Consider the following 17,858-nt stretch of genomic DNA (forward strand, 5'->3'; position numbering starts at 1 on the left):
TAAATTGATTATAAACGGGGTTTTAATATGAGGACATAGAAAAACCCCGAATAAGGGACTTTTTTTATCGTGTCCATTATTCGGGGTATAGTTCACTGATGACAGAGGTTTCTTTTATATTATGCTATTAGTTTTGTAATAAAAGTTGTTCCGGATCTTCTAGCATTTCTTTGATTGCCACTAGGAAACCAACAGCTTCTTTTCCATCAACGATACGGTGATCATAAGATAATGCAAGGTACATCATCGGTCTGTTTTCGATTTGATCTCCAACAGCGACCGGACGAGTCTTGATTGTATGCATTCCTAGGATACCAACTTGTGGAGCATTTAAGATTGGCGTTGATAATAGGGAACCGAATGTACCACCATTTGTAATAGTGAAGGTACCACCAGATAAATCTGAAAGCCCTAATTTATTGTTACGTGCTTTAACCGCTAAGTCAGAAATATTTTGCTCAATTTCTGCAAAGCTCTTACGGTCGGCATCTCTTACAACTGGAACTACTAGGCCTTCATCAGTGGATACAGCTACACCGATATCATAGAAGTTCTTTTTAAGAATATGATCGCCTTTGATTTCAGCATTCAATAAAGGATACTTTTTCAACGCGCCAATAACCGCTTTTGTAAAGAATGACATGAAACCAAGTTTAACATCATTAGCTTTAACGAAAGAGTCTTTATGACGGCTACGCAATTCCATAACTGCTGAAAGATCGACTTCATTGAAAGTTGTCAGCATCGCTGCTTCAGACTGAACTTGAACTAAACGTTTTGCAATAGTTTGACGACGGCGTGTCATTTTCACAACTTCAATACGGTCATCATTCACTTCAACAGGAGCAGCGGCTTGTTTAGTAGCCACGGGAGCTTTTGGTGCTGCTGCCGGAGCATTACTTGCAGCTTCCACATCTTGTACACGTACACGGCCAAGAGGGTCAGCTACTGGTACTTGAGTCAAGTCAATTCCTTTTTCACGAGCTAATTTTCTTGCAGCTGGTGAAGCAATAACTTGTTGAGTAGACTTCGCTTCTTTCGTTTCTGCTTTTGGCGCTTCTTTTGCAGGAGCTGCCTGTTCCACTTTAGCTGGTTCTTCTTTAACTTCTTCAGCTTTCGGTGCTTCTTTAGCAGGTGTTGAAGCTGCAGAACCGTTTTCGTCTACGACTGCGATAGTTTGTCCAACCTGAACAGTGTCGCCCTCTTCTGCTAATAGTTCAGTAAGGGTTCCTGTGTAATCAGAGATGATTTCAACGTTTACTTTGTCCGTTTCCAGTTCAAGGACATAATCTCCCTTTTCAACATGGTCACCAGGTTGTTTTAACCATTGCGCAATAGACCCCTCAGAAATTGATTCTGCTAATTCAGGCACTTTTACTTCAGCCATTTTATTTATCCCCCTCATTATTGCGTGTAATTGCTTGACTCATAATCCGTTGTTGTTCATTTTTATGGACAAGTGGATCTCCCTCAGCCGGGCTTGATCTACGTTTTCTGCCGATATACGTTACAGAAAGGTTTCCAGGTGCAGCAGCATTCAAGCGAGGTTCAACAAATGTCCATGCCCCCATGTTTTTCGGTTCTTCTTGAGCCCAGTAGATTTCTTTAAGATTCGTATATTTTTTCATTGCTTCTTGTATGCCAGTGAACGGGAATGGATAAATCTCCTCAATACTGATAATTTGCAACCAATCCATGTTTGGCTCTGAAGCTACTTTATCACGTAGTTCCACAGCTAATTTACCGCTAGCAAACACGATACGCTCAACTGCTTTAGGTTTAGTTCCTAGAGTTTTAGTTTCAATGAATGATTCAAAGCTTCCATTGCTAAATTCTTCAGGAGTGGAAGCCATCACTTGATTACGAAGCAAACTCTTCGGTGTCATGATGACAAGCGGACGAACTTGTTCTTGATCCAAAATCTTAGCTTGTCTTCTAAGAATATGGAAATACTGAGCTGCCGAACTTAAGTTAGCGACTGTCCAGTTATTTTCAGCTGCCGATTGAAGGAATCGTTCCAGACGAGCACTAGAATGTTCCGGTCCTTGTCCTTCATATCCGTGTGGAAGCAACATAACTAGTCCAGATTTTTGACCCCATTTTGCACGGCCCGCCGCGATAAATTGGTCAAAGATCACTTGTGCTGTGTTGGCGAAGTCACCGAATTGACCTTCCCATAGAACAAGCGTTTCTGGAGCAAATACATTATAACCATATTCATATGCAAGTACTGCCGTTTCAGTTAGCGGACTGTTATGAACAGCGAATGAAGCTTTGGCGTCTTCAAGCGTATGAAGTGGTGAATATGTTTTGCCGTTTACGCTGTCATGAAGCATGATGTTACGTTGAGCGAATGTCCCACGCTCAGAATCCTGACCAGTTAAACGAATTGGTGTGCCATCATGTAGAATGGTTGCGAATGCTAGCGTCTCAGCATGTGCCCAGTCAATTTTACCGTTATCACCAAACGAGTCTAAACGACGGGATAAGATTTTGCCTAATTTTTTATTAGGGGTAAATCCTTCAGGCCATTTAACAAGTTGTTCATTGATTGAAATCAGTTCTTCCGTTGATACCGCTGTATCAAGAGTAGGGATTCCTTTTTCAATGATGCCAGGAGGATTGACTTCTTTAGAAGCTTCCGGTTTGTTACCAGAGATTTTCGAATATGCTTCTGCAAGTTTCGTATCCACTTGCACAGCCATTTCTTTCACTTCATCTTGTGTGAACTCTCCTGAATCAACTAGTTGTTTCCCGTATATTTCTTTAACCGTCGGATGCTTATGAATCAAGGCGTACATTTCAGGTTGTGTGACCAATGGCTCATCCATTTCGTTATGACCGAAACGTCTGTAACCGATTAAATCGATTAAGAAATCTTTTTTGTATTTTTCACGATATTGGATAGCTAGATTAACAGCAGCCATACATGCTTCGGGATCATCAGCATTGACGTGAACGATAGGCACTTCAAAGCCTTTTGCTAGATCACTTGCATATCTTGTTGAACGTGAATCTTCACTTTCGGTAGTGAAACCAATCGTGTTATTTGCAATGATGTGAATTGCTCCACCAACTTGGTACCCGCGTAGGCGGCTTAAGTTAAATGTTTCAGGCACAATGCCTTCACCTGGGAACGCAGCATCACCATGAATAAGAATTGCTAGTGATTTAGCGATATCTTGAACCGGGAAGCCTTTTTCTGTCCGGTCTTCTTGAGCCGCACGAGAGTAACCTTCCACGATTGGACCAACGACTTCCAAGTGACTTGGGTTATTGGCAAGCGTTATTCTTGCTTTTTGTATATTTTCTTTTGTAATCTGTTTATCCAGACCTAAATGGTATTTCACATCACCTGTCCAGCCGTAATTAATGCCGGTTGAACCCTCTGATGGGACTAAATCCTTATTAGGTGAATGTTGGAATTCCGAGAAAATCACTTCATAGGGCTTTCCTAGTACATGTGCTAGGACATTTAGACGTCCACGGTGAGCCATTGCAATGTTTACATTGCTCGTTCCATTTTGAACAGTCTGTGAAATCATTTCATCTAATACCGGAACCAATGCATCTAAACCTTCAATAGAGAAACGTTTTTGTCCAACAAATGTACGATGTAGGAATTTTTCAAATCCTTCAACTTCATTAAGACGCTTTAACAATAACGCTTTTTTCTCTTTTGAAACAACTGGGAACATATTGCCGGATTCGACCATATCAGTAAGCCATTGCTTTTCATCCAAGTCATTTACATGGTGAAATCCAAAGGCTATAGTTTTTGTATAAAGTTGTTTAAGATATTGAACAGCTTCGTATCCATCTTTTACATCTTCAGGAGCTTGTGCACAAATAAGATCAGCCGGTATTTTTCTCAAATCCTCTACCGTCAACCCATATTTTTCAAAATGAATTTGTTCTGTATCTGGTTTTTCTTCTACTAATGGATAAATGCTAGAAGCAAGGTGTCCATATGCTCTTATGTTTTCTGCCAATTTTACTGCAGACATAATTTTCTTCATTGAAAGAACTTCACCAGTCTGTGGTGCACTTTCCATTACAGTTCCTGCTTCTACGTCAAATGACGGAGGACCTGAAACCTCAAAAAAGTTTTTCAGTTCCGGATCAACTTCCTCCGGATTAACTTGAAATAAATCGTATTGCTCCATGACATATCCAAGGTTTGGACCAGAAAAAGATTTCCATGGGTCGTAAGCCTTAGCATCCTTGATGGTCATTTTGTAAACCCCCAAATTTCTCTCATAATTTCGTTTTATCCATCCCCAAATTTCTTTCTTCGAACATTTCCCCAAATAGATAATTTATAATAAATAACTTGGTCATTGAATAATAAAATTTTAAAGGATAAAACGTTTTCAGATGTTATATTAACATGTTTTTGTCGAAATATCCAAAGGTTAAACTACTTTATGCACCCTTTTTCAAACTATTTTTCTGTTTAATTCGCCTTATTTCGTCTTAAATAGTCTTTTTATCTTTTTAAATCCTCTTTTTTCTAAAAAAAGATTTTTCTATTTTCGTATATTAATTCATACGACTTAGAATTTGCCCCATTGAAAACCCTTCCAATCAAGCAAACTCCCAAGCTGTCAAACTTAAGTTTCCATACTGAAAAGTACGGTGCAAGAACTTCGGGCTTTTGTTGGAATCCCCTGCTCCCATGGCAATGATTAAAGGTATGAAGTGTCCTTTAGAAGGCACCGCCTCTGAACTATACGGCCCCATTTGTTCATAATTAAACAATGTTTCTAAATCCCATTTCATTATCTGTTCTTCCACCCAGTTTTCAAAACGGATGGCCCATCCTTCCGCAACAAGTAGTTCTGGCTGAACCTGGTTAAAATTATGTACAAGCCCACCGCTTCCAATGATAAGCACGTTATTCCTCTTGAGTCCCCCTAGCATTTTTCCAATTTCATACTGTTTTTCAAACGGGAGTTCCGGGCTGATGGATAATGATACGATTGGTATTTCCGCTTTCGGGTACATGAGATGCAAAGGTCCCCAAGCGCCATGATCGAGAGGGCGCCTTTCATCTAGTTCCCCCCATACACCCACTCGTGACAATAAGGTCAATATTTTATCTGACAGTTCCAAGCTACCCGAAGCAGGATAAGTTACCTGAAATATCTCTTCAGGCAAATCGAAGTAATCATAAATGACTTCATGCTTCTTAACCGCTGATACCAACTGTTCGTTACTTTCCCAATGGGCTGAAAGAATGACAATTGCAGTTGGCTTTTCGATTTCTTTTATATAACCTTTTAAAAACTCCGTGTAACTGTTTTCTTCCAAGGCCAGTAATGGTGTTCCATGTGATAAAAACAACGAAGGCATCATAAAAACGTTAAATCCTTTCCAAACTGTGATCAAATTCAAATCCTTTTACCTTAATTTACTATAGATGGGCCTTCCTTTCACTAATTAAATTGAACCTTTGGAGTTGTTTCATCTATGGTATCAAAGATATAGCCTTCTTTTTTTAGGATTTCTATTATCTTTGGCAGCGCTTTGACCGTATTTTTCATACTGTTGATATCATGTAGGAGGATATTAACATGTTTTTGATCATTCAGCCCTCTTTGTATCGAAGTGATGATTTGATGTTCACTTATCGTAGGACTAATTCCATCGGTTGAGTCGATATTCCAATCCGTGTAGATATATCCTTTTTCCGTTAATTGTTGGAGGATACCGTTTATTATTGGTTTTGTGCTCGCTTGTTGTCTAAGTCTATTTCGAGACCCACCAGGGAGACGGACGATCTTGCTCTTTATTCCATATTCCTTTTCTAACATCGTTTCCAGACGATTTAAATCTTGAAAAAAACTTTTCGTTGAGCGATAGACGATGGAATAGTCATGTGTATAGGAATGTAAGGCGACTTCATGGCCTCGGGAAATCATTTCTTCATAACATCTTTTAGCATATGGCTCTTCATTCCCTTTGACAAAAAAAGTTGCTTTTATTTGATAACGATCTAAGATGTCCAGGATATCCATTGTATTCGTAGATGGACCATCATCAAATGTTAAATAGGCGATTTTCAGATTTTCTTTACTTTTCACGAATGGTGTCATTTCTTCAGGCACCACTGCTTGTACTTGAATTGGATGCCCTTCACTCAAAATTATGGAACAACCTAATACAATCAAGATTAATTTCAATAATCTCTTCATAGAAAAAATACCCCCTTCTTTTTACCATTAAGGTGTACCAATGCAGGGGTTTCATGCAAAAAATTCATTTCGTAATGGTTATAAACATAGAGTACGCAGAAATCAACATCAAGGTTTAGCTACATGAAATTGTAGAATTAGCACTTCGAATGGATTGCCACAATCAATAAGACAGCGATTTAAAAAACCGCTGCCTTATTATTTTTTTAATCATCTGTCTACATTAAAGTATCTCGCTTCAGGATGCGCAAACACTATAGCCGAGACCGATGCCTCGGGTTCCATCATGAAACCTTCAGTCAATTCCACTCCTATATCTTGAGGATGAAGGAGACGAAAAAGTTTTTCCTGGTCTTCCAGGTTAGGGCATGCCGGATAACCGAAAGAAAATCTTTGTCCCGTGTACTTGGCCGAAAATCTCTCTTTCATCGTCATTTCAATGGAATCGCCAATTCCCAAATCGTCACGCATCAATTGGTGAATTCTTTCTGCAAATCCTTCAGCGGTTTCGAGGGCAAGAGATTGTAGGGCATGGTTTTTCAAGAAATCCCCCTCCTTCTTGAATCTTTCCGCCCATTTTCTAATTCCTCTTCCTGCTGTAACCAAGAAGAAGCCCACATAATCCATTTCTCCAGAAGAGATAGGCTTCGCAAAATCCGCCAAACAAAGGTGTGGACTTGTATCCTGCCTTGGAAAATCAAAAGTTTCCAATATTTCCTGATGATTGTCAGGATTGTAAATCACTAATTTGTCTCCATCACTTTGAGCGGGGAAAAATTGATAAACGGCATTTAAACCATAGTCAGGTTCATCCTTTAGGAATTCAATTAGCTCATCAATCAAATCGTTCAGTAGGATCGCTTTATCGTTCCCCTCTTTCAATAATTCGGCTACCTTCCCTTTTAAACCTAGATGATGCCCAATTAACATCTGCCTATTGATATATGGCTGGATGACTTCTAGTGGATACTTTTTCAGGATATGCCTTTTGACATCCCGAGGTTTTTGAACCGGGACATTACTTAACGGTACAGCATTTGTCGGCTTACGTTCCGGTTTTTCGATTAAAGCGGCAATGGCGGCATTGGCTTTTGACTTTTCCCGTTTGTTTTTCAATTCCTCTAAATAGACCAATTTCTTATCCGTGTCATGCAAGATGTTAGTAACAGCCAAACCATCCATGGCATCCTTGGAATATAGAACCGGACCGTCATATTCCGGTGATATTTTGAAGTCGGTGAATTTACGGGATAACGCGGCGCCCCCCACTAAAATCGGAGTGTCAATGCCAGCTTGTTTTAAATCCTGTGCAGTTAAAATCATTTGCTGCGCTGATTTGACTAGCAAGCCCGACAAACCGATAATAGTAGGTTCATGTTTACGGACCTCCTCAATGATTTGCTGTGGTGCAACTTTAATTCCAAGGTCCACGACTTCATAGCCATTATTGGAAAGAATGATGTCAACGAGATTTTTGCCAATATCATGGACATCCCCTTTAACAGTGGCCAAAAGGATTTTTCCTTTTTTCGCATGGTCCTCCGAATTTTCCATGAGCGGTTCAAGGTGCGAAACGGCCGCTTTCATTGCTTCGGCACTTTGAAGCACTTCAGCAACAATCAGTTGATTGTCATTGAACAGTCGACCCACTTCACTCATTCCATCCATCAATGGTCCATTTATGATCTTTAAAGGTTCATCCCCCCGCTCAATTGCTTTATTCAGGTCGTCGATTAAACCTTCCTTCGTACCCTCGATTATATAATTACCTAACCTTTCATTTAACGGAAGGACAATTCCATCATTTTTCTTCTCAGCTTTTTTTCCACGATAAAATTCAGTGAAAGTAGCTAAGGTTTCTGTGGAAGTTTCAAATAAAAGAGCTTCTGCAAGCTTAATTTCCTCTTCAGGTATTAACGCAAACCGTTCTAGTTTTTCAGTGTTCACAATTGCGTAGTCAAGTCCAGCCTTCGTACAGTGATATAGGAAAACGGCATTCAATACTTCCCTTCCACGTGAAGGAAGACCAAAGGAAACGTTTGAAATGCCAAGGATCGTCAAACTTTCAGGGAATTTTTCTTTGATTGCTTTAATTCCTTTTACCGTTTCCAACGCAGAGCCAATGTATTGCTCATCTCCTGTACCAACCGGAAAAACAAGCGGATCAAAAATCAAGTCACTTTCTTTCAGCCCGTATTTGTTTACAAGCAGGTTCACCGAGCGAGTCGCCACTTCCAATTTCCGTTCGGCGTCCACCGCCATTCCAATTTCGTCGATTGTCCCAACTACGACGGCTGCTCCGTATTGATGGATAAAAGGAACGATTTTCTCGAATCGCTCTTCACCATCTTCAAGGTTGATCGAATTAATGATCGACTTTCCTTGAGAATGTTTCAATGCTTGTTCAAGGACCGCTTCATCAGTCGTATCTATGACTAAAGGGACTTTTACCTTCTTGACGACCTCTTGGATGAATTCTTGCATGTCGCCTAGCTCATCCCCGTCAGGATCGGCTAGACAGATATCAATGACATGGGCACCTTTCTTAACTTGAGCACGGGCAATTTCTGCTGCTGGTTCATACTTCTTTGCACGAATCAGTTCCTTGAATTTACGCGAACCAATCACATTCGTTCTCTCTCCGACAAACAGGGGCCGCATAGACTCATCATAAATGAGCGGCTCGATGCCAGAGACAGCATGACCATGTGCTGACTCAGGTAACTTCCTTGGCTGGATATCCTTGAGTGCTTTAGAGAGCTCTTTAATGTGTTCAGGTGTGGTACCACAACAGCCACCGATGATATTGACCCACCCTTTATCTGCAAATTGCTTCATTTTCTCAGCAAGGGAAATCGGGGATTCATGATAATGCCCCTCTTCATCGGGCAAACCTGCATTTGGATAACAACTGATCGCATTGTCGGATAGATCTGCTAAAGTACGAATATGGTCAATCATAAACTCTGGGCCTGTCGCACAGTTCAAACCGACAGCCAGAGGGTTCATATGCTCTACCGATAAATAGAAAGCCTCTATGGATTGGCCAGCCAATGTCGTCCCCATCGGCTCAATCGTACCAGAAATCATTATGGGCATATCCTTTCCGGTTTTAGCGATAGCGTTTTTAATTCCCGAAAAGGCTGCCTTTACATTGAGCATATCTTGACAAGTTTCCACGAGCAATAGGTCTACGCCACCGTCTATAAGACCGAGCGCTTGTTCCTCATATGAATTTGTTAAAATATCAAACGTCGTTCCACCTGTAACAGATAATGTCTTTGTGGTTGGACCCATCGAACCTGCTACATATCTAGGCCAAATCTCACTTGAATATTTTTCAGAAGCTTTTACGGCCAGTTCTGCAGATACTTTATTAAGTTCATAGGCATATGTGCTAAGTTGATATTCTTCTAATACTATGCCTGTCGCCCCGAAAGTATTGGTCTCGATAATATCTGCTCCTGCCGCTAAATATTTTTCATGGATGGCCTGAATGATTTTAGGTCGAGTCAAGGATAGATACTCATTACAGCCTTCGTATTGCTCTCCGCCAAAATCCTCGGCTGTCAGATCCTCAGCTTGAATCATCGTACCCATTGCTCCGTCTAGAAGAAGAATCTTTGATTGTAATTGCCTTTTAATTTCCTTTTTACTCATGTCCTGCCACCTCAGATGTTTGTTTACGATCCTGATCCTTGATATATATGGTTAGCTCCGCTGTCATTTCATAACGCAGGAAAGGTGTTATCAGGTAGATTCCCTTAAACCTTTCTTTTGCGGCGTCAACCAATTCCCGAGCAATATTTATTGCTTCAATCCTTGATTTTAATGGATCATTACCTGCTGAGGCCATTGCCCTCCTTACACTGTCAGGTAATTTAATCCCAGGTATTTCATTATGGATGAATTCAGCATTCCTCGTACTTGTAAGTGGCATAATTCCGATAAATATCGGCGTTTTCAAATGTTTTGTCGCCTGATAGACTTCTTCAATTTGTTCAACTGAATAAACCGGTTGTGTCAAAAAGGACTGAGCACCGCATGCAATTTTCTTCTCCATTCTCTGAACAGCCTTATCCATATATTTCACATTTGGATTAAAAGCGGCGGCAATCTTGAAATTTGCCTGTTTGCCTAGACTTTGCCCTGAATAGGAGTAGCCTTCATTGAATTGCTTAACCAGACTTATCAAATCAAATGAAGATAAATCATAAACGGAAGTTGCTCCGGGGAAATCCCCTATCTTAGAAGGATCACCAGTGATAACTAAGACTTCATCCAGCCCTATCGTATGCAATCCCATTAAGTGAGATTGAAGCCCAATTAGATTTCGGTCTCGGCATGTGATATGGACCAACGGATTCACATCTAGTTCAGCCTTTAATAAATTGGCTATGGTAGAATTCGAAATTCTGGGTGAAGCAAGGGAATTATCAGCTAAAGTGATGGAGTCCACACCCGCTTTTTTCAAGGCTTCTGCTCCTGCCATAAACGTTTCAATCCCTAACTTTTTTGGTGGATCAAGCTCAACTAGAATGGTTCTCTCTGTTTTGACCCTTTCATGAAGAGCAACTTCTTGTTTTTTGGTATTCACCTCAATAATCTCAATATGTCGGGTTTTCGTAATTTTATCTTTAACTGGCGTCAACGTGCCAACCATTTTCTTCACAGCTTGTATATGTAGTGGTGTCGTACCACAGCATCCGCCTATAATAGTTGCCCCTTGTTTTCTTAACTCGAGTGCACTTGAACCAAAGTATTGTGGTTCCGCTTTATAGACAAGTCTCCCATCCACATAATCAGGAAGACTTGCATTTGGATAGATGGCAATCGACGCCTGCTTAGGCATTTCCACTTCTTCCAAGGCCCTTATCATATGATGGGGGCCTAGACGGCAATTCACCCCAACAACATCCGCACCCAGATACTCCAGTTTTTGAAAGGCCTCATTCAAATGAAATCCATTTTGAAGGTTTCCAACTTCATGCATTGATACATTTGCTATAATCGGCAGCTCCGTTTCTTTTTTAGCGATTTGAAGCACCGTTTCAAGCTCTTCAAAATCATAGTATGTTTCAAGAAGAATTCCATCTGGGTTTTCCAGTAGCAAACTGTATAACTGTTCACGAAAACCCCGTTTTATTTCTTCAATGCTTAAATCTGATTTACGGATGCTACGCTGGGCGCCAATTGTACCAAAAACGAACGCCTTCCCTTTCGCCACTTGTTTAGCAAGGATGACACCTTGGCGATTGATGCGGCTAACTTCTTCTTCAAGCCCATGCCGTTTCAGTTTATGAAAATTGGCTCCATATGTATTAGTTTGCAGAATATCTGCACCCGCTTCTAAATACGCACGATGTATCGATTCAATTTTACCAGGACTGGTACAGTTTATTTCTTCATAACACTGATCGATTCCATAGGAATACAACAACGTTCCCATCGCTCCGTCCCCAACCAGCATTCTTTCTTTTAGTTCTTTACGAAAATCCATATATACACCCTCTCTCAAAAACACTATGGTTTTTGTACGGTTTATATGAGTTTGATAGTAAAGAAAAAAAACCTTCTCAAAGAAGAAGGTTTTTTCTCGAAACATTCTCCTCATCTATCAAGCTCTGCTTGCTGGATTTAGCACCTTTGCCTAGGCTGGTTGCTGAGGTTTCATCGGGCCAGTCCCTTCACCTCTCTCGATAAGATTTATTAAATTGGATATAATTTTCTAAATATTTAATTTTAATTATATTTAATTTACATGAATCATCTGTCATTTTCAATAGTATATTTGTCATTTCTTCATATATTCGTATTATTTACGATTGGATCCTCTTTAAAAGCAAAGATTTCCATTCGTCTGCCAAAGATTCTATCGTGAGTAACCTATTTACTCCATCCTGTCCATCACGATGATGGAGGATCACGTCCGTCGCATATAGAACCGTAACTTGATTTTGAAGCCGATCTAGTAAAACGATATCGTCTTGGATTCTTATAACCCCTTCTTGGATTACCTTAGCAAAGTACCCCGTAAGATTAGTATCCCTCACGTGGTTCAAAAACTTCGGTTCATTGTTAAAATGGGAAATCGTGGAACAAGGAATGCGTCCCTGTGTAATCTGTACAACAGTCTCCCCTATGCGATATACATCGCCAATATATGTCTCGTTTTCTGTCATTCCAGCAATCGTCAAATTCTCGCCAAAAGCAGGCACGGAAAGCTGTTTACTGAATTTTTGTTGCCATAGATGATAATGCTCAACAGGATAAAAACATAATGCACGGTCAGGTCCTCCATGAAACTTTCTATTACCTACTCCATCCCCTTCGATACCTGATTTTGTAACGTTTACATATTCAATGAACCTCTTATTCATAGCCGTTTTCATTTTTACGCTTGAAAACTCTTCTTGTTTGGGCCTCCCAATTTGCAGGGAAATGATTTTACCAGATTCCATTGGACATCTTCCATTTCATTTTTAATTAATTGATAGATTGCATGATGGTACATACCGAATTTTATTTTCAATATATTCAATTAATTATACCAAAAAAAATTTGAAAACTCTTCACTAGGAAAAAAATCCTTGCAAAAAAGGCATTACCATAAAAATAATGCCTTAGTTTTAGTAATTTAGTTGCTATTTCAGAATTAATTATGATAGAATATGAGCACAATATATAGTCGAATAAGACATTCCGTCGCCTATATGTTGATTTCACGATTAATTTCCTCATTTTCGCTCTTTACGGGGCGAATTTTTTTGTCTTCTTTTAATAGATGATTTCTATCAATTTATTATATGAAAACATCCTTCCCTAATAATGTCCCGTTGGACCATCATTCTCTTCTATACTTTTTTGGCACCTTATACTCCAGATAACGTAACATCCATGCTGATATGGTAAGCCAGGCAGCACCGGCTACAAAACCTGCCACGACATCGCTCGGATAGTGGACACCTAAATAAATGCGGCTCCATCCTATGGTCAATGACGAAATAAAAGCGAGGAGCCATATAAGCCCATTAATATATTTATTTTTGATCAATCGTATACATACTACCGCTATACTGCCATACAGAATGACCGATGCCATCGAATGTCCGCTTGGAAAACTATATCCTGAGACGGATAATAACGGAGCGATATCCGGCCGTTCCCGTTGAAAAAGATACTTTAACCCCCAATTAAATCCACCTCCTAATGCGGAAGTTAAAATTAAATAAAGAGCATAATGCTTTTTACTTAGCAAGAACAGAAATAGGGAGAATATAGAAACCAAGGTCACTATCCATATCACCGACCCGAAAAAAGTGATTTTGGTCGCCATCTTGGTAAATTCTTCGCTAAAGGGGCTTTGTATAGATTCGATGACGCTCTTGTCAAATTCGATTAACTCGCCTTCCTTCAATTCATCAACCATTTCATTAAAGATTAAAAAATAGATGACGATTAATCCAGCCATCATCGTCATATAAAGATATTTCTTTCTAATATGTACACTGAAGAAGTCCAATCTCAACACCACCTTTTAGCTCATTTACCTCCATACCTCCATGATAAAACAAAAAATACTGAGCGATATGGGTTCGCCCAGCTTTGTTTACGCTTGTTTCTTTTTAGGCGTAGCTTTTTTGCGCGTTGTCTTTTTCTTCACGGCCAATTTCTCTGGCTTCGTGCGATCGATAGAGGCTTGTAAAGCCGCCATCAAGTCCGTCACATTATTCGCCACGGGTTCTTTTGTTTTCGCAGTAATGGTTTTTTGTCCATTTTTCTTTGATTCAATCAGCTCAAGCAAGGCTGTTCGATAGTCATCCTTGTATTTTGTCGGATCGAAAGTCGACGTCAGTTGATCGATTAATAAAATGGCCGTGTCGATTTCTTTTTTAACGATGGAATCATTCGCGGGAATATTAGGAACATCAGCTGCAGAACGTACTTCATCAGGATAATGTATGGTCTCCATCAACAAGATGTTATCCACGACCCGGAGAATGGCCATTTGTTCCTTTGAACGGATGATGATTTTGGCCAAACCAACCTTTCCAGATTCTACGAGTGCTTGTCTAAGAAGGGAATATGCTTTTGTCCCACCATCGTTTGGGGACATGAAATAACTGCGGTTGAAATAGATGGGATCGATTTCTTCTATTTTTACAAAATCAATGATTTCCACTGCTTTATCTTCATTTTGTTTTTTTAGCTGTTCGAGTTCACTATCTTCTAAGACGACAAACTTTCCTTTCGTATACTCAAAAGCACGAACAATATCATCCTTGCCTACTTCCTTCTGACAGACCGGACAAACCTTTTCATATTTTATCGGCGAATTACACTCTTTATGCAGTGTACGTAATGATATATCCTTATCCTCCGTTGCGGCATGAAGTTTGATCGGGATATTCACCAAACCGAAAGAAATGCTTCCTTTCCATATTGTATGCAAATTCCTCACCTCATAGTAGATAATTGAATAACAGTATTATCATCTCCATTTCTTTCAAAAAAATTAACTTAAAAATCATTTTTATGGGAAAAATACTAACAAACCTTATGTACGGAGGGACAAATGTGACAAAACCAATGTTGCCCACCTATCTGCCAGAAGCCCCCCATTCCAAAGAATGGAGATACGAAGTGAAATATGACGGCTTCCGGGCCATTTTAATGATTACCGATAATACCCTTGTGAAGATGACAAGCAGGAATGGAAAAGAACTGCTGCCGCTGTTTCCAGAAATCAGTGAATGTATAAAAACGTTGAATTTGGAAGGTTTCTTGCCCCTCCAACTTGATGGGGAATTAGTCTGGCTGACAAATGAATCCAAGGCTGACTTTTCCACGATTCAATGGCGTGGACGCTTGAGAAACAAAACATTAATTGCTGAATCATCCATACTCTCCCCATGCCGTTTCATAGCGTTTGACCTAATTACTTTAAAGGGAGAAGACATTTCAAAGAAAACATTATCGGAACGAAAAAGTATATTGAAAAGCTTGGGCCGGGACGTTCATTTACCTGTACCTAGCCCACATGAAAAAAACTTGATTCAAGTGATTGAAAGCTATGACACGGTAAATGAAGCTATGGACCAAGTCATTCTCATGGATGGAGAAGGAATTGTAGCCAAGAATATCAACAGCATATGGGAGGAAAAACGCTCAACGTCCTGGATCAAAGTGAAAAATTGGCGAATCGTCCCGTGCTTTATCACCGCACTTCATAAAGAAAACGGATATGTCTCAGTTGCGGTATATAAAAATGGTGTCATCACTTCTATAGGTAGCGTCAAAAATGGCATGAGTGCCCATGATAAGACCATATTGCATGAAATGATAAAAAAAAATGCTGCAGAGGAAGATACTCAGTTCTTTTACATACACCCTTCCATTTGTATTGAAGTACAGTTTCTGCATGTTTATGAAGAAAATGAATTACGGGAGCCTCAATTTTCGCAGTGGCTCTTGCAAACGGCACCCATGGAATGCACATGGGAAAGATTCTTAATAAGTCAGTTTACTTTTCCAGATTCGGTAAGCATATCTTCTCCCGATAAACCGATTTGGTCATTAAAAAATGGGAACCTGATCAAAGTTGAATACCTTCAATATTTACGTGAAGTTTCTGGAGTGTTTTTACCTTTTCTGACCGATAAACCACTGACTACGATCCGTTACCCTCATGGAACAATGAGCGATGAACGTTTTTTTCAAAAAAATAAGCCCGAATATGCTCCGGCCTGGATTCGCACGGTCGTAGATGAAGATATCGAGTATATGCTCTGTAACGACGTGGAAACATTGCTGTGGTTCGGTAACCAACTTGCCCTCGAGTTTCATGCTCCATTTCAAAAAGCGGGCTCGACCATGCCCGATGAAATCGTTTTGGATCTTGACCCGCCCTCGAGTGATTATTTTACATTGGCGATCAAGGCGGCTCTGGAAATAAAGAAAGTGATTGATCCATTACATATCAAATCATTCATAAAAACTTCTGGCAATAAGGGATTGCAGATTCATATTCCACTTCCGGAGGATACTTTCTCCTATAAAGAGACACACATATTCACTGATTTCCTTGGTCAATACTTAATAAGCTCCTTTCCAGAAGACTTTACAATCGAGCGGATGAAAAAAAATCGCCATAACCGTCTTTATCTCGATTTTGTCCAACATAGTGAAGGGAAAACCATCATCGTCCCTTATTCCCCTCGAGGTAATCATTTTGCCGGGGTCGCCACACCTTTGTCGTGGGATGAAGTGAATGATAGTCTTAAACTAGAAGATTATACAGTGGAAACAGTACCAAACAGGATTAAAAAACTAGGTTGTCCATTCAATGAATACAGACAGACCGATAACGGGCCAGCGTTTCAAAAGGTACTTTCCTTCCTTAAACAGCAAAAGACCAACTCATAGTTGGTCTTCCTTACTTACACTCTCGTTTTTAAATAGCTTTTTACTTCAGACTGCATCTTGGCATATAATTTTGTTTCATTTTCATATTCATGCTTTTCAAGCACTTGGAATGTTTCTGGATGGACTTGGTCTATTTCCATCGATACTTTATACTCATAGGTTGCATTTCCGATCAAATCAATGGAATACGAATCGCGTTTCTCATCATGATGGACAATACATTTTACTTTACCTCCGTTATTATAAACGGAAATCTCCTGCTCAAGTGAATTGAGCCCAATCGAGCAAGTAACCAGACTGGAAGCCGACATGGCTGTTCCACAAGCATTCGTGAAACCAACACCCCGCTCGAATGTACGTACATAAATGCTCCCTGGTTCCAATTCTTTTACAAAACTGACATTGACACCATCCGGAAACAGGTCATTCGGTCGGTTCACTTTCGTTGCAAGCTCTTCCTGTAAGTCACTTTGTAACATACTGCTATCCACTAAAGTGATCAAGTGTGGATTCGGGACAGCCAGTGCCGAAAACTTTAGGGATTCATGCAGCTCTGGAAGCAATTCATTTAGCAATCGTTCCTTTTCAATTATAAGCGGAAGATCCTTCACCTGAAAGCTGACCGGAGAAATTTCCACTTTGTAAGTTGGAATTCCCGTATAAATGTCATCCGTTTTTTCAACGAGTAAATCGACTTTCATCGTCTCAACTGTCATTTTATCTAGTCCTAGCACATCGTTCGCATATCGGGCCACGCAACGAAGTCCATTGCCACACATGGATGCTTCCGATCCATCTGCATTAAAAACGCGCATCCTTGCATCTGCGTGCTTACTCTTCATGACAAATAAAATGCCATCCGCCCCAAGCCTTTCCCTATCGCAAAGGACTTTCGCCAAGTTTTCGCGTTCTTCCTCTGTAAATGTCAGATTTGTTGTTAATTCATCAATAATTAAAAAATCATTACCTGATCCATGGATTTTAAAACCCTCCACTAACATTCCGTCACATCCTCAATGCTGTTTCGTTTATAATATTCTTTATCATAGCATTATACGCTCAGACGTGTCATTCGAAAAAACTCCAATTAAACGAATATTCCATCAAGATTGATCCTGTAAAAGGGCTCCCTAGACACTCCCTTGAACTATACCCCGAATAATGGACACGATAAAAAAAGTCCCTTATTCGGGGTTTTTCTATGTCCTCATATTAAAACCCCGTTTATAATCAATT

At 40.0% G+C, this 17,858-nt stretch carries 11 protein-coding genes and 1 riboswitch; of the genes, 1 reads left to right on the forward strand and 10 read right to left on the reverse strand.

The window, feature by feature from the left end:
- Nucleotides 1-127 precede the first annotated feature (127 nt).
- The 9 genes from odhB to ku all read right to left on the reverse strand — a co-directional run bounded on the left by odhB (nucleotide 128) and on the right by ku (nucleotide 14,649).
- Nucleotides 128-1,387 (reverse strand): 2-oxoglutarate dehydrogenase complex dihydrolipoyllysine-residue succinyltransferase, encoded by a 1,260-nt coding sequence (gene odhB / locus ACIQXN_RS21040; RefSeq protein WP_402971373.1) that lies wholly within the window; start codon nucleotides 1,385-1,387, stop codon nucleotides 128-130.
- A gap of 1 nt (nucleotide 1,388) precedes the next feature.
- A complete protein-coding gene (gene sucA, locus ACIQXN_RS21045) occupies nucleotides 1,389-4,235 on the reverse strand; it encodes a 2-oxoglutarate dehydrogenase E1 component (RefSeq protein ID WP_402971378.1) in 2,847 nt (948 codons plus the stop codon).
- Between the two features lie 352 nt (nucleotides 4,236-4,587).
- Nucleotides 4,588-5,358: a dioxygenase family protein gene (locus ACIQXN_RS21050; RefSeq protein WP_402971383.1), complete on the reverse strand. Its 771-nt coding sequence runs from the start codon at nucleotides 5,356-5,358 to the stop codon at nucleotides 4,588-4,590.
- 80 nt (nucleotides 5,359-5,438) lie between these two features.
- Nucleotides 5,439-6,197, reverse strand: coding sequence for a polysaccharide deacetylase family protein (locus tag ACIQXN_RS21055; protein WP_402971385.1), 759 nt, complete (start codon nucleotides 6,195-6,197; stop codon nucleotides 5,439-5,441).
- Nucleotides 6,198-6,407: 210 nt separating this feature from the next.
- Complete coding sequence (gene metH, locus ACIQXN_RS21060) at nucleotides 6,408-9,857, reverse strand: methionine synthase (RefSeq protein ID WP_402971388.1); 3,450 nt, start codon at nucleotides 9,855-9,857, stop codon at nucleotides 6,408-6,410.
- Nucleotides 9,850-11,697 carry a bifunctional homocysteine S-methyltransferase/methylenetetrahydrofolate reductase gene (locus ACIQXN_RS21065; RefSeq protein WP_402971391.1) on the reverse strand — a complete coding sequence of 616 codons (1,848 nt, stop codon included), beginning with the start codon at nucleotides 11,695-11,697 and terminating at the stop codon, nucleotides 9,850-9,852. The genes metH and ACIQXN_RS21065 overlap by 8 nt, the downstream gene beginning before the upstream one ends.
- Before the next feature lie 107 nt (nucleotides 11,698-11,804).
- Nucleotides 11,805-11,903, reverse strand: a riboswitch (SAM riboswitch).
- A 113-nt stretch (nucleotides 11,904-12,016) separates the two neighbouring features.
- Nucleotides 12,017-12,658, reverse strand: coding sequence for an MOSC domain-containing protein (locus tag ACIQXN_RS21070; protein WP_402971394.1), 642 nt, complete (start codon nucleotides 12,656-12,658; stop codon nucleotides 12,017-12,019).
- Nucleotides 12,659-13,041: 383 nt separating this feature from the next.
- On the reverse strand, nucleotides 13,042-13,719 hold the full coding sequence (locus tag ACIQXN_RS21075; RefSeq protein WP_402971397.1) for a phosphatase PAP2 family protein: 678 nt from the start codon (nucleotides 13,717-13,719) through the stop codon (nucleotides 13,042-13,044).
- 87 nt (nucleotides 13,720-13,806) lie between these two features.
- Nucleotides 13,807-14,649, reverse strand: coding sequence for a non-homologous end joining protein Ku (ku, locus tag ACIQXN_RS21080; RefSeq protein ID WP_402971400.1), 843 nt, complete (start codon nucleotides 14,647-14,649; stop codon nucleotides 13,807-13,809).
- Between the two features lie 125 nt (nucleotides 14,650-14,774).
- Here ku and ligD point away from each other — a divergent pair, with 125 nt between their 5' ends.
- On the forward strand, nucleotides 14,775-16,622 hold the full coding sequence (gene ligD / locus ACIQXN_RS21085) for a DNA ligase D (protein ID WP_402971403.1): 1,848 nt from the start codon (nucleotides 14,775-14,777) through the stop codon (nucleotides 16,620-16,622).
- Nucleotides 16,623-16,636: 14 nt separating this feature from the next.
- On the opposite strand, the gene dapF is transcribed toward ligD, so the two are convergent.
- Nucleotides 16,637-17,623: a diaminopimelate epimerase gene (dapF, locus tag ACIQXN_RS21090; protein WP_402971406.1), complete on the reverse strand. Its 987-nt coding sequence runs from the start codon at nucleotides 17,621-17,623 to the stop codon at nucleotides 16,637-16,639.
- Nucleotides 17,624-17,858 lie beyond the last annotated feature (235 nt).

The sequence above is a fragment of the Peribacillus sp. NPDC097295 genome, assembly GCF_044761665.1.
GTDB lineage: Bacteria > Bacillota > Bacilli > Bacillales > DSM-1321 > Peribacillus.

Excerpts from the sequence above, each read along its gene's own strand:
- odhB (WP_402971373.1), bottom strand. The coding sequence starts at position 1,387 with ATGGCTGAAGTAAAAGTGCCTGAATTAGCAGAATCAATTTCTGAGGGG.
- sucA (WP_402971378.1), bottom strand. The coding sequence starts at position 4,235 with ATGACCATCAAGGATGCTAAGGCTTACGACCCATGGAAATCTTTTTCT.
- ACIQXN_RS21050 (WP_402971383.1), bottom strand. The coding sequence starts at position 5,358 with ATGATGCCTTCGTTGTTTTTATCACATGGAACACCATTACTGGCCTTG.
- ACIQXN_RS21055 (WP_402971385.1), bottom strand. The coding sequence starts at position 6,197 with ATGAAGAGATTATTGAAATTAATCTTGATTGTATTAGGTTGTTCCATA.
- metH (WP_402971388.1), bottom strand. The coding sequence starts at position 9,857 with ATGAGTAAAAAGGAAATTAAAAGGCAATTACAATCAAAGATTCTTCTT.
- ACIQXN_RS21065 (WP_402971391.1), bottom strand. The coding sequence starts at position 11,697 with ATGGATTTTCGTAAAGAACTAAAAGAAAGAATGCTGGTTGGGGACGGA.
- ACIQXN_RS21070 (WP_402971394.1), bottom strand. The coding sequence starts at position 12,658 with ATGGAATCTGGTAAAATCATTTCCCTGCAAATTGGGAGGCCCAAACAA.
- dapF (WP_402971406.1), bottom strand. The coding sequence starts at position 17,623 with ATGTTAGTGGAGGGTTTTAAAATCCATGGATCAGGTAATGATTTTTTA.